Raw genomic sequence first — 13,073 nt, 5'->3', positions numbered from 1 at the left:
TGCCTCCCAACGTTCATGCCGCGTTCATCGCAGGTGCTCATCTCTCCGCCGCAGCGTCCCTAGAGTCACAGCCGTCGTTGTTCGGGGTCGAGAGCTTGGAGGTCGTGTGACCACGGTCCTGCCCACCCGGGTGTCGTCCGACGCACCGGACGTCCCCCGCACGATCCGAGGCGGCCAGGCCGGCGCCGACCGGGTCTTCGCCGTCGCCATGAGGGCCACCGGGACGACCGTCCTGCTGATCACCGGCGGCATCGGCCTGTTCCTCGCGCTGCAGGCGGTGCCGACGCTGCGCCACTACGGTGCCTCGTTCTTCACCGAGACGCAGTGGGAGCCCGACGCGGACGTCGTCGGCATCGGTGCCGTGCTGGTCGGCACGTTCTCGGTCGCGGCCGTCGCGCTCGTCGTGGCGTTCCCGCTGGCGCTCGCCACGGCGCTGTACATCAGCGAGTACGCGCCGGCGCGGCTGCGCGGCCTGCTGGTGTCGATGGTCGACCTCATGGCGGCCGTGCCGAGCATCATCTACGGACTCTGGGGCTTCTTCCTGCTCCAGCCGCACGCGAGCGCGGTGGCCCGCTGGCTGCACGAGTACCTGGGCTTCCTGCCGTTCTTCGAGGTGCAGGCCGATCCGCAGGCCGCGATCTGGGAGCAGAGCCGCTACACCGCGTCGGCGTTCATCGCCGGCCTCGCCGTGGCCATGATGGTGATCCCGATGGCGTGCGCCGTGATGCGCCAAGTGTTCAGCCAGGCGCCGCTGGGGGAGCGGGAGGCCGCCTATGCCCTCGGCGCCACCCGCTGGGGGATGATCCGCTCGGTCGTCCTGCCCTTCGGGCGGGGCGGCATCATCGGTGGCACGATGCTCGGTCTCGGCCGCGCCCTCGGTGAGACCATCGCGGTCCTGCTGATCATCTCCCCGGCGTTCGAGCTCAAGCCCCGCGTGCTGGAGATCGGCACCAACACCGTCTCGGCGCTCATCGCCGGGCGGTTCGGCGAGGCCAGCGGCGGCCAGCTCCAGGCCCTGCTGACGGCGGGCTTCGTCCTGTTCGTCATCACGCTCGTCATCAACACGGCCGCCGCGGTCCTGGTCTCACGGAGCCGATCCGGAGCGGGGACCGAGGCATGAGCACCACCATCGCCCGGCCCGACCTGGCCACGCCCCAGCCGCCCACCGGCACCCGCCGCCTGTCCACCGTGACGTCCGAGGACCGGTTCGTCGAGATCGGCTCGTGGGTCGCCGGCTTCGCTCTGGCGTGGATCGTCAACGCGCGGCTGCTGCCGTGGACGGGCCTGCTGCCCCTCGTGCTCTCGACCGTCGTCGCGGGCCTCGCCGTGCTCGCGGTGGCCACCGCCATGACCGAGCCGCGGCCCGTCGTCGTCGACCGGGTCGTCGCGGCCCTCGTGCACGTCGCGGCGCTCACGGTCGCCGTCGCACTGCTCTCCACCGTGGCGTTCATCGTCTACCGCGGCGCGGAGGCACTGTTCCACCTCTCGCTGCTCACGCAGGACATGTCCGGGGTCGGCCCGCGGGACTCCTTCGACCGCGGCGGCATCCTGCACGCGATCGCCGGGTCGCTCATCCAGGTCGGCATCGCCGTGCTCGTCACGGTGCCGCTCGGCATCGGCACGGCCGTGTTCATGACCGAGGTGGGCGGGCGCTACGCGCGCATCGTCCGCACGGTCGTCGAGGCGATGACGGCGCTGCCCTCGATCGTGGCCGGCCTGTTCATCTACACGACGCTCATCGTGGCGCTCGGGATCGACCGGTCGGGCTTCGCGGCCGCCATGGCGCTCGGTGTCATGATGCTGCCGATCATCGCCCGTGCGGCCGACGTCGTGCTGCGGGTGGTGCCGGGCGGCCTGCGCGAGGCGAGCCTCGCCCTCGGCGCGTCACGGTGGCGGACGGTCTGGCACGTCGTCCTGCCCACGGCACGCCCCGGCCTGGCCACCGCGCTCATCCTCGGCGTCGCCCGCGGCATCGGCGAGACCTCGCCGGTGCTGCTGACCTCCGGCGCCGCCTCGTTCCTCGTGCTCGACCCCACCGACGGCGTGATGAACTCGCTGCCGCTGTTCATCTACTCGACCGTGCGCAGCGGCGAGCCGATGTACATCGAGCGCGCCTTCGCCGCCGCCACCGTCCTCCTCCTGCTGGTGCTCGTGCTGTTCGCCATCGCCCGCCGCCTCGCCCGTCCTCGAAAGGGATCCCGATGACCCTGTCCCCCCTGCGCACGCGGAACCGCCTGGTCCTCGTGCTGGCGGCGCTCACGATCGTGACGCTGTCGTCGATCCGCCCCGCCCACGCGGCGTACGCCCAGATCGAGGGCTCGGGCTCCACCTGGTCGGAGGTGATCGTCCAGCAGTGGATCGCCGACGTGAACGCCAACGGCATGAAGGTCACCTACAACGGCGGCGGCTCGTCCCAGGGTCGCAAGGCGTTCGCCCAGCACGTCACCGACTTCGGCATCACCGAGATCCCGTACCAGGGCAAGGACGAGAGCGGCAACGCCGACACCGCGGGCAGCCGCGAGTTCGCGTACATGCCGATCATCGCCGGCGGCACGGCGTTCTCCTACCAGATCCGCGTCGGCGGGAAGCTGGTCAAGAACCTGCGGCTGTCGGGCGACACGCTGGCCAAGATCTTCACGAATCAGATCACCAACTGGAACGACCCGGCGATCGCGAAGGACAACAACGGGCGCAAGCTCCCCTCGCTCAAGATCATCCCCGTGGTCCGCTCCGACGGCTCGGGCACCACGGCGCAGTTCACGCGCTGGATGGACGCCCAGCACCCCAAGGTCTGGCGCGGGTTCTTCGGCACGTCCGGTCTCACGTCGTACTACCCGCGCCGGGGCGACACGATCGCGGCGGCCGGCTCGGACCAGGTCATGAACACGATCGCCGGCGCCGCGGGCAACGGCACGATCGGCTACGTCGAGTACTCGTACCCGGTGAACAAGAAGTTCCCGGTCGTGAAGGTGCTCAACGAGGCGGGCTTCTTCGTCGAGCCCACCCAGTACAACGTGGCCGTGGCGCTGACCAAGGCGCGGATCAACACCGACAAGGGCTCGCAGGACTACCTGACCCAGATCCTCGACGGCGTCTACAACGCGAAGGACCCGCGAGCCTACCCGCTGAGCTCGTACTCCTACATGCTGCTGCCCACCGGCGCGTCGGACCGGCGGATGTCGACGACCAAGCGGCAGACGCTCGCGGACTTCATGTACTACTCGCTGTGCGAGGGCCAGTCGAAGGCCGGCGCGTACGGCTACTCGCCGCTGCCGCTCAACCTCGTGAAGGCGGGCTTCGACCAGCTCAAGCGCCTCAAGACCGCCGACCCCAGGGTGGAGATCGCGGGGCGCGACGTGAAGTCGTGCAACAACCCGACCTTCGTGGCCGGTGACCTGTCGAAGAACAAGCTCGCCGAGATCGCGCCCAAGCCCGCTGCGTGCGACAAGGTCGGCGCGGGCCCGTGCGACGGTGGCACCGGATCGGCTCCGACCACGCTCGAGGAGGCCCAGAAGTCCAGCACGGACAAGGCCGCCTCGGACACCCCGGCGGGCGCCGGGACCGACCCGTCGGGCGCGGTCGACACCGCGCCCGAGGGCGGTGCCGTGGACCCCGTCACGGGTGACGCGGTCCAGGCGTCCGGCCAGGTGGGAGGGAGCGCCCAGGCCGTGCCGGTCGAGCTGACCTCGTCGCGGCCCGGCGACTCGCGGGTCTTCGGGACCGTGGCGGTCCTGGAGCTGCTCGCGATCGTCCTGATCCCCGGCATCGTGGCGGCGCTCCTGCGCCGGCGAGGAGACCTCCGATGAAGCGCCTCATGCTGCTCCTGCCCGCCCTGCTGGTGCTGGCCGCCGGCCTGCCCGTCACCGCGGCACCTGACGCCGAGGCCGCCCCGAGCTCCGCGTTCACCCGGACGAAGGAGGTCGACCGCGCCTTCGAGGACGACGGCGACACGATCTCGGTGGAGAAGCGCCGCGTGACGGTCAGCGTCGACCACACCGAGAACCTGCGCGGCCGCGAGCGCGTGCGGGTCAGCTGGAAGGGAGCCCACCCCAGCGGCGGGCGCGCTGCCAGCCCGTTCGGTGCCGCCGGCCTGCGCCAGGAGTACCCCGTGGTCATCCTGCAGTGCCGTGGTCGCGACGACGCGGGCCTCCCGGCCGCCCGGCGGGTCTCGCCCGAGACGTGTTGGACCTCGACGGCCCAGCAGCGCTTCCGCTCCACGTCGGACCGCCAGGCCATCTGGCGGCGCGACCTGCATGCCAGGCCTGGCGACACCGAGCAGAAGAGCGGCATCGAGCCGTTCCCCACGAGCGGGTGCGACGACGTGCCGAGCTTCTCGGCGCACGCCGTGCCGTTCGTGGCGGCCAGCGGCAAGACGTACACGTCGTGCAGCGCCGAGACGATGGCTCCGGAGGCCGCCGTGGACGCGGCCCTCCCGGCCGCCGAGCAGGCCGCCTTCACCGACACCGACGGCACCGGCTCGGTGAGCTTCGAGGTCCGCACCGCGACCGAGAACGAGTCGCTGGGCTGCAGCGACACCGTGGCGTGCTCCATCGTCGTCATCCCGATCATGGGGCTGAGCTGCGTGGACGGCGACGACGAGTGCACCCGCACGGGACGGTTCGCGCCCGGCTCCAGCAACTTCGCCGGCGAGGGCGTCGACGACGCCGTGTCCGCCGGCTATTGGTGGGCCGGCTCGAACTGGCGCAACCGGATCACGGTCCCCGTCACGTTCGGCACCGCGCCGAACGTGTGCGACGTGCTCGACTCGCGCGCGCCCACGGCCTTCTACGGCTCCGAGCTGATGTCCCAGGCCGCGCTGCAGTGGGCGCCGGCCTACTGCCTGTCGAAGAAGCGCTTCAAGTTCCAGCACAACCGGATGTCCGACGAGGCCGCCTTCGCCCTCGTGGAGAAGAACGTCGCGCCCGCGGCGCTGGTGTCCGGTCGCCGAGAGCAGGAGGACGAGACGCCGGTGGCCTACGCGCCGACGGCCGTCACCGGGTTCGCGATCTCGTACGTCATCGACCGGCCGGACAACGCGGGGGAGTACGAGCGACTCCGCCTGACACCGCGCCTGCTGGTCAAGCTGCTCACGCAGTCGTACACGGGATCGGCCTACGGGGCCCAGCACCCCGGGATGGGGCGCAACCCCCAGTCGCTCAACCAGGATCCGGAGTTCATCGCCCTCAACCCCGGGCTCGACACCACGACGCGCGAGGCGGCCGCCACGGTGCTGTCGCTCTCGGAGTCCTCGGACGTGATGACGTCCCTGACGTCCTACATCGCGGCCGACGCGGACGCGCGCGCGTTCGTGAACGGCACCGCCGACCCGTGGGGCATGGTCGTCAACCCGAGCTACCGGCGGATCAGGCTGCCGGTGGCGGAGTGGCCGCTGCTCGACACGTTCGTGCCCGAGTACGACCTCGACTGCCAGCAGCAGCTGAGCACGCCGTACCTCACCCAGCTCGCGGCGCCGGTGTCGAGCCTGCGCACGATCGCGGAGGCCGTGCTCGACGCGTGGCCGAACGTCCAGACGAAGTGCGAGCGACCCTCGAGCTCCGACCCGTACAAGTTCGGTCGGGCGGACCGCCAGGGCGTCGGCGCGAGGTTCATGCTGGGCGTGGTGAGCCTCGGCGACGCCGAGCGACTCGGCCTGAGGACCGCGGCCGTGCGCACCTCCGCGAGCACGTGGGTCGCGCCGACGCCGTCGTCGATGGCCGCGGCCGTGGCGGCCGCCACCGAGGTGAAGGGCACCACCGGTGCCTTCGCCATCACGCCGAAGGCGCTGGCGAAGCGACCGAAGGCGTACCCAGGGACGATGATCGTCTACACCGTGGCGCGCACGCGCGGCCTGGCCGCGAAGGACGCGAAGCACGTGGCGCAGTTCATCCGCGTGGCCACCACCGAGGGCCAGCGTCCCGGGTCGGCGAACGGCACGCTGCCCGCGGGCTACGTCCCGATCGTCGCGACAGGCGTCACGAAGCGCCTGTACGACGCAGCACGGCACGCCGCCGACCTCATCGCGGCGCAGCGGCCGGAGAGGGCACCGAGCACGACCCCCAGCGCGTCTCCGCCGTCCGGCGGTGGAGGAGGGTCCTCCGATGCCCCTGTCTCCGCACCCGGAGGCGACGTCCCCGAGGAGCAGGTCAAGGCGTCCGGGGCGACCAAGGTGACCCTCGTCGAGACCGCGCCGACCGGGGCGATCACGTCGACCTCGGGCCGGATGCTGCTGCCGCTGCTGCTGTGCGTCGGGCTGGCGGCCGCCGCCGTCGGACCGGTGCTCCGCGGGATCGCGACGGCGAGGGCACGCCGGTGAGCGCCTGGAGCGTGCGCGTGCCGGGACGGCGCGCCAAGCCGCGGGTCGCCGCCCAGCCGGTCGCGCTGCCGGCCGAGATCGCGATGGTGACCGAGGCGCTGACCGTGGTCGCGGTCGTGTGCGCCTGGGTCGTGCTGCAGCTGCTCGTGCTGGGCGGCGTCGCGCACGACCGCGCCCAGCACGTGCTCTACGCGCAATTCCGCACGGACCTCGCCTCGGCCACCGCCCCGGTCGGGGGAGTGATCGAGCCGGGGACCGCGGTGTCCACCCTGACGGTGAAGCGGCACGGGATCAGCGAGGTCGTCGTCGAGGGCACCGCCTCGAGCCAGACGCTCGACGGACCGGGTCACCGGCGGGACACGGTCCTGCCGGGCCAGCCCGGCACCTCGGTGGTCTACGGCCGCAGCAGTACGTTCGGCGCGCCGTTCGGCGGGCTGGCGGACCTGCGGGTCGGCGACACGATCACCACGGTCACCGGACAGGGCCGTGCCGCCTACGAGGTGAGCGGGGTGAGGCGCGCGGGCGACCCGCTGCCCCAGCCGCTCGTCCCCGGGCAGGGACGCCTCGTCCTGGTGGGCGCCGAGGGTCAGGGCCGACTGGCCGCGCTGTCCCCGGGGGCCGTGATCTACGTGGACGCCGAGCTCGTCTCCACGCCCCACGAGGCCGGTCCGGCCCGGATGACGTCCGTGCCCGCGGCCGAGCAGCCGATGGGGCGCGACACGGCCGTGCTGCCGCTGCTGGCGCTCGTGCTGGCCGGTCTCGGGGTCTTGGCCGGCGTCGCGACGTACGCCCGAGCCCGGCTCGGGCGCGCCCGGGCGTGGGTCCTGCTGTCCGCCCCGGTCGTGGCCCTGGCCTGGATCGCAACCGATCTCGGCATGAGCCTGCTGCCGAACCTGGTGTGAGCGCCAGATGGCCCTCCGGGTTTCACCTGCCGTTCACCGCAAGCGCCCCGAGTCCGGGGCACTCACTCATAGCGTGCCGCACGAGACCCGGCAGATCGCCGGCTCGAGGAAAGGGAACCCCCGATGAAGCGAAACCGTGTATCGGCCATCACGGCCGGTGCGGCCCTCGTGGTCGGCTCGACGCTGACCCTCATGTCGCCCGCCGTCGCGGCCGACGTGAACCCCTTCGATCCGACCTTCGTCCCGAACACCACCGACGACCTGGTCGGTGTCGGCTCGGACACGACCCAGATCGTCACCCATGACCTGGCCGTCGCCTACAACGCCGGCCGCGCCTCGGGCCGGCTCGCGTCGTTCGCGGCCGACGGCGCACCCGCCACGGTCACGCTGCGCAGCGGCCTCGCCGCCATCACCCGCCCGAACGGCTCGGGCGCGGGCAAGAAGCTCCTCTACTCGCCGGACAACAACGCGAGTGTCTCGTTCGCCCGGTCCTCGTCGACGCTCAGCCCGGCCGAGATCACCGGCGGCCTCAAGCAGGCGGCCTTCGCCGTGGACGGCCTCCAGATGGCCGTGAGCGCGACCGCCACGAACGCCCCGGCGGACCTGACGATCGACCAGATCCTCAAGATCTACAAGGGCGAGGTCACGAACTGGAGCCAGGTCGGCGGCAGGCCGGGCACCATCAAGGCGCTCATCCCGCAGTCCGGCTCGGGCACGCTCAGCTTCTTCACCTCGCAGCTGACCGCGGCCAACGGCGGCATCCCGTTCACGCCGGTCGCGACCTCCACGCAGGAGCACAGCGACGCCGACGTGAAGGGCGACCCCAACGCCATCGCGCCGTTCTCCAGCGCCCGCGCCACGATCACCTCCACCGTCGACGCGCTCGGCGGCTGGAAGGCCACCCGCGCGGTGTACAACGTCGTGCGCACCGCCGATCTCGCGAACGCGACCGTGGGCGCGCGCCTCACCAACGTCTTCGGCGAGGACGGCTGGATCTGCGGACCCGACGGCCGTGCCGTGATCGAGAAGGCGGGCTTCGAGCAGCTGGCCTCGACGGAGGACGGCGGCGCCTGCGGCCAGTTCGTCACCGACCCGGTCTCCAACCTCAAGACCTCCGACCAGGCCGACGCCGTCGTCACCACCACGACGCTCGCGGCCTCGGCGCCGGGTCAGCGCACCGTGGGCCTGCGCGCCACGGTCGGCACGGGTGGCGGCGCGCCCGCGGCCGGCAAGGTCGAGTTCCGTGAGGGCGACGTCCTCGTCGGCACCGCGTTCACGTCCGGCGGGGTCGCGTCCCTGACGCTCACCGGCGTCTCGGTCGGCACGCACCAGTACACGGCCTCCTTCGTGCCGACGCGCGTGAACGACTTCGCCCCGTCGCAGTCCACGGTCCAGCAGGTCGTCGTCAAGACGCCCGCCGCCGTGAGCGTCACCGGCGTCTCTGCGCCGTACGGCAAGGCCAAGACGGTCACCGTGAAGGCGACCGTCGGTGGCGCCGCGGCCACCGGCACCGTCCGCGTCGCGGTCGGCGGCGGAGCGGCCCGGGCCTACACGCTGTCGCGCGGCACGGCCACCGTGCCGGTCGCGGCCGCCACGCCGGCCGGCAGCCTGCGCGTCACCGCCTCGCTGCCCGGATCGGCCTCGGTCGACGTCGCCAGCGGCTCGGCCACCCTCCGGATCGCCAAGGCGAGGGGCGCCGTGACCGCGAAGCTCGTGAAGGCGAAGGTCAAGGCCTCGCAGCGCGGCGTGCTGCGCGTGGCGGTCAAGCCTGCCGGCGTCCCGGTCACCGGCAAGGTCACGGTGAAGGTCGGCTCGAAGGTCGTCGGCCGTGGCGTCGTCCGCAACGGCAAGGTCACCGTGAAGCTGGCGAAGCTGAAGAAGGGGACGCACCGCCTGGTCGTCGCCTACGGCGGCAACGGCAACGTCACGGGCGCCAAGGCCAAGGTCCTGAAGATCAAGGTCACCCGCTAACAGCCCCTCACCGAGGCCGGGGCGGCGCTCCCACCAGCCCGTCCCGGCCCTCGGCACCCATCGAAGGAACTCCCTTGAGCGTCACCACCGACACCTCGGTCATCCCCCTCGCCGAGACCGAGACCACCGTCGTCCCGGCCGTCGACGGCCCCACGCCGGCCGGCCTCCACGCCGTCGGCGTCTCGGCCTGGTTCGGCCGGCACCACGTCCTCGACCGCGTCTCCCTGGACATGCCGGCGGGTCACGTCACCGCCCTGATCGGTCCGTCGGGCTGCGGGAAGTCCACCTTCCTGCGCACCCTGAACCGCATGCACGAGCTCGTCGACGGTGCCCAGTTCGCCGGCGAGGTCCGCCTCGACGGCGACGACGTCTACGACCCGCGCCGCAAGCTCATGGACGTCCGCCGCAGCATCGGCATGGTCTTCCAGAAGCCCAACCCGTTCCCGGCGATGTCGATCCGGGACAACGTGGTGGCCGGTCTGAGGCTCACGGGCACCCGCGCGAGCCGCTCGACGCGCGACGAGCTCGTCGAGTCCTGCCTGCGCCGCGGCGGCCTGTGGAACGAGGTGAAGGACCGCCTCGACGCCCCCGGCGGTGGTCTGTCCGGCGGCCAGCAGCAGCGCCTGTGCATCGCCCGCTCGCTCGCGATCCGTCCACGCGTCCTGCTGATGGACGAGCCCTGCTCCGCCCTCGACCCGACCTCCACCCGGGTCATCGAGGAGACGATGGTCGAGCTCGCCAAGGAGGTCACGATCGTGATCGTCACGCACAACATGCAGCAGGCCGCGCGCGTGTCGGACCAGTGCGCGTTCTTCCTCGCCGCCCAGGGCACGCCGGGCGTCATCGTCGAGCACGGCGACACGGCGTCGATGTTCGGCTCGCCGCAGGACCAGCGCACGCACGACTACGTCAACGGCCGCTTCGGATGAGGCGCGCCGCCCGGCTGCGGCTGGCCGTCACGGTCGTCGTGGCCGTGGCGGGCGCGTCCGCGGTGGCGGTCGTCGCCGCGGCGGCCCTGACCGGGGGAGTGGAGACGCTCGCCATCGCGGACGACCGGGTGCAGGACCTCTCGGCGGAGGTCGTGGAGCCGGCACCGTCCCCTGTCGCCGGTTCGTCCCGATCCTCCGGCGTCGACCCGGACTGGGTGCTGAGGAGCGCCGAGCGCACGGGCATCCCCGGGGTCGCCGTGCGCGCCTACGCCGATGCCGCCCTCACCCTCGCGTCCGAGCAGCCTGCGTGCCACGTGGGCTGGACGACGCTCGCCGGCATCGCCACCGTGGAGTCCGACCACGGGCGCCACGGCGGGGGAGACGTCGACGAGCACGGCCGCACCAGCGTCCCGATCGTCGGGCCCGCGCTCGACGGCTCCCCGGGACTCGCGGCCATCCCCGCCGACGCGGCCTCGACCGCCCGGCACGGCGACCCGGTCTGGGACCACGCGGTCGGGCCCTTCCAGTTCATCGGCTCCACGTGGGAGCGCTGGGGCACCGACGGGGACGGCGACGGGATCGAGGACCCGCACGACCTCGACGACGCCGCCCTGGCCGCTGCCCGCTACCTCTGCGCCTCGGGCGAGGACCTGCGCACGGGCCCCGGGTGGAGCCGGGCGATCCACTCCTACAACCACTCCGACGAGTACGTCCTCGCCGTCCTGGCGGCCGCGGAGTCGGTGGCGCGCTGAGGCCCGGGCTCAGGCCTGCACGTCCGTCAGGTCGGCGGCCAGGTCTCGCATCCGCGCGACCAGTGCGTCCAGCCACGTGCCGACGCTGGCGCGGGCGACGTGGGTGTCGGGGTAGCGGCAGCGCAGGTGGACGCCCGAGTCGTCGATGATGAACCACAGCATCACGCCGTGCGTGCGGATGGCGGCGCCGACGTACTGGGCGTCCAGGCCGGCCGCGTCGATCCGCACCGGCAGCCGGCGCAGGTCGAGCCACGAGACGGCGAACATGCCGGGCTGCTCGGGCATGCCGCCCCACGGCGCCATGAGGTCGGCGAGGGGCCACGAGCCGAGCCGGATCGCCTGCTTGACGGCGGCGGAGCACGCGCGCGGGTCGGTGTCGGCGGACTCGAGCACCGAGTTCGTGATGAACCAGCCCACCGAGTCGTGCCAGCGGTCCTGGTGGCGGCTGTGCACGGGGAACACGGTGCGCAGGGGAGTGCCGGCCAGCTCGAGGGTGATCGCGGTCATCGCCGACACCGCGAGTGCCAGCGTGGACACGCGCTCGGCCGACGCGCGCGCCGAGAAGTCGGCCAGCTCGCGCAGGTCGAGGACGTCGCGGATCACGACGCGCTCGGGCTGGGGGGTGGGGTCGCCCAGGGGGAGCGGGAAGCGGGGCATGGCGCCGCCCCCGGCCTCGATCACGTGGTCCCAGCGCTCGCGGATCTCGTCGGGCGCCGGGGGACGCTGCGCGAGCTCGACGGTGTGCTCGGCGAAGGTCGGCACGGCAGGCAGCGCGGGCGACTCGCCCTCGCCGATCCGCCCGAGCGCCGCCAGCAGGTCGCGCGCGATGACGAGCAACGACCACATGTCCACATGGGCGTGGTCGGCCGCGATCACCAGGGTCGGGCCGTCGGCGGTCTCGATCACGCAGAACCGGTGGGACGGCCGTGCGTACGGCCGGCAGGTCGCGTCGAGGACGTCGCGCAGCGCGTCGTTCATGGCCTGACCCGGCAGGACCTCGTGCTCGGTCCACCTCCCGGCCTCGACGGTCACCTCGTGCAGGGCGGGCGTCCCGTCGTCGTCCGGCACGAAGACCGAGCGCAGCGTGCCGTGCGCCTGGACGACGGCGCACCACGCCGCCGCCAGGTCGTCGCGCGGCACGGGGGAGGGCAGGCGCATCGCGAGCGCCATCCACGAGCCGGGACGGTCGCCGAAGCCCACGTGGCGGGCCTGGTCGAACGACACGGGCAGCCGGGCGCCCGGCTCGGACACGATCGGGTCGTGACTCAGCAGGGGCCCGAAGGGGAGGCGCAGGTGCGCGACGTGCGTCAGTCGCATGCCAGTAACCTATTGCCCTCGCCGCCATCACGACTCAGGAGCAGCCCGTGCACCGTTTCTCCGTGCCGGACGCCGAGCTCGCCTGGGCGTTCAGCGACGAGTCCGGTCACCCCGTCGTGCAGCTGCACGGCCTGACCTCCAGCCGCTCGCGTGACCGCCTGCTCGACCTCGACCTCGGTCGCGGACTGTCCGACACGCGCCTGCTGCGCTACGACGCGCGCGGCCACGGGCACTCGAGCGGCCGACCCGTGCCCGAGGACTACCGCTGGGCGAACCTCGCGGACGACCTGCTGCGACTGCTCGACTTCTGGTTCCCCGACGAGGCCGTGCACGGGGTGGGCCCGTCGATGGGCACCGCCACGCTGCTGCATGCCGCCGTGCGCGAGCCCGATCGCTTCAGCGGCTTCACCCTGCTGCTGCCTCCCACGGCGTGGGCCACCCGCACGGCGCGCGCCGACGACTACCGGCGGCTGGCCGACCTCGTCGAGACCGAGGGGGTCGAGCCGTTCCTCGCGCTCGACCGGGTGGCGCCCAAGCCGCCGGCCACCCTCGGGCATCCCGACACCGTGCCTCACGTGCGCGGCGAGCTGCTGCCTTCGGTGCTGCGTGGCGCCGCGCTCAGCGACCTGCCTGCTCCCGAGCTCCTGGAGCGGATCGACCTGCCGACCACGGTGCTCGCGTGGATCGACGACCCGGCCCACCCGCTCTCCACGGCCGAGGCCCTCGTCGACCTCCTGCCGCAGGCGAGCCTGCAGGTCGCCCACACGCCCGAGGACGTCCGGCGCTGGCCCGGCGTCCTGGCCGCGGACATCGCGCGCCACACCGCCTGAGCCGCCCCTCTCGTCCCACCGAGCGAGGTTTCCCGTCACCTTGCGGGGGAAGTTCTCCC

The 13,073-nt window shown here is 72.7% G+C and carries 10 protein-coding genes; 9 read left to right on the top strand and 1 reads right to left on the bottom strand.

Translation table 11 applies throughout. The features are described from left to right. The first annotated feature begins 106 nt into the window (after nt 1-106). The 8 genes from pstC (at nt 107) to ACGWYL_RS15680 (ending at nt 10,867) form a co-directional block, all read left to right on the top strand. Nucleotides 107-1,120 (top strand): phosphate ABC transporter permease subunit PstC, encoded by a 1,014-nt coding sequence (pstC, locus tag ACGWYL_RS15715; protein ID WP_395487656.1) that lies wholly within the window; start codon nt 107-109, stop codon nt 1,118-1,120. Beyond that, a complete protein-coding gene (gene pstA, locus ACGWYL_RS15710; protein WP_269302674.1) occupies nt 1,117-2,205 on the top strand; it encodes a phosphate ABC transporter permease PstA in 1,089 nt (362 codons plus the stop codon). The genes pstC and pstA overlap by 4 nt, the downstream gene beginning before the upstream one ends. Further along, a complete protein-coding gene (locus ACGWYL_RS15705; protein ID WP_269302672.1) occupies nt 2,202-3,806 on the top strand; it encodes a substrate-binding domain-containing protein in 1,605 nt (534 codons plus the stop codon). The genes pstA and ACGWYL_RS15705 overlap by 4 nt, the downstream gene beginning before the upstream one ends. Further along, nucleotides 3,803-6,313, top strand: coding sequence for a hypothetical protein (locus tag ACGWYL_RS15700; protein WP_395487655.1), 2,511 nt, complete (start codon nt 3,803-3,805; stop codon nt 6,311-6,313). Before ACGWYL_RS15705 ends, ACGWYL_RS15700 begins: the two co-directional genes overlap by 4 nt. Beyond that, complete coding sequence (locus tag ACGWYL_RS15695) at nt 6,310-7,215, top strand: sortase domain-bontaining protein (RefSeq protein ID WP_395487654.1); 906 nt, start codon at nt 6,310-6,312, stop codon at nt 7,213-7,215. Before ACGWYL_RS15700 ends, ACGWYL_RS15695 begins: the two co-directional genes overlap by 4 nt. 123 nt (nt 7,216-7,338) lie before the next feature. After that, the gene (locus tag ACGWYL_RS15690; RefSeq protein ID WP_395487653.1) at nt 7,339-9,186 is read left to right on the top strand and encodes an Ig-like domain repeat protein; all 1,848 of its coding nucleotides are present in this window, start codon (nt 7,339-7,341) and stop codon (nt 9,184-9,186) included. A 74-nt stretch (nt 9,187-9,260) separates the two neighbouring features. After that, the gene (locus tag ACGWYL_RS15685) at nt 9,261-10,115 is read left to right on the top strand and encodes a phosphate ABC transporter ATP-binding protein (protein ID WP_395487652.1); all 855 of its coding nucleotides are present in this window, start codon (nt 9,261-9,263) and stop codon (nt 10,113-10,115) included. Further along, a complete protein-coding gene (locus tag ACGWYL_RS15680; protein ID WP_395487651.1) occupies nt 10,112-10,867 on the top strand; it encodes a lytic transglycosylase domain-containing protein in 756 nt (251 codons plus the stop codon). Before ACGWYL_RS15685 ends, ACGWYL_RS15680 begins: the two co-directional genes overlap by 4 nt. A 9-nt stretch (nt 10,868-10,876) precedes the next feature. On the opposite strand, the gene ACGWYL_RS15675 is transcribed toward ACGWYL_RS15680, so the two are convergent. Then, on the bottom strand, nt 10,877-12,184 hold the full coding sequence (locus ACGWYL_RS15675) for a condensation domain-containing protein (protein WP_395487650.1): 1,308 nt from the start codon (nt 12,182-12,184) through the stop codon (nt 10,877-10,879). A gap of 47 nt (nt 12,185-12,231) precedes the next feature. Here ACGWYL_RS15675 and ACGWYL_RS15670 point away from each other — a divergent pair, with 47 nt between their 5' ends. Beyond that, nucleotides 12,232-13,014, top strand: a complete 783-nt coding sequence (locus ACGWYL_RS15670) for an alpha/beta fold hydrolase (protein ID WP_269302660.1) — start codon at nt 12,232-12,234, stop codon at nt 13,012-13,014. Nucleotides 13,015-13,073: the final 59 nt, after the last annotated feature.

Origin of the sequence: Aeromicrobium sp. JJY06 (assembly GCF_044069275.1) — a bacterium.
GTDB lineage: Bacteria > Actinomycetota > Actinomycetes > Propionibacteriales > Nocardioidaceae > Aeromicrobium > Aeromicrobium tamlense.
The sequence above is the reverse complement of the archived record's forward strand: the minus strand, read 5'-3'. Positions and strand labels throughout refer to the sequence as shown.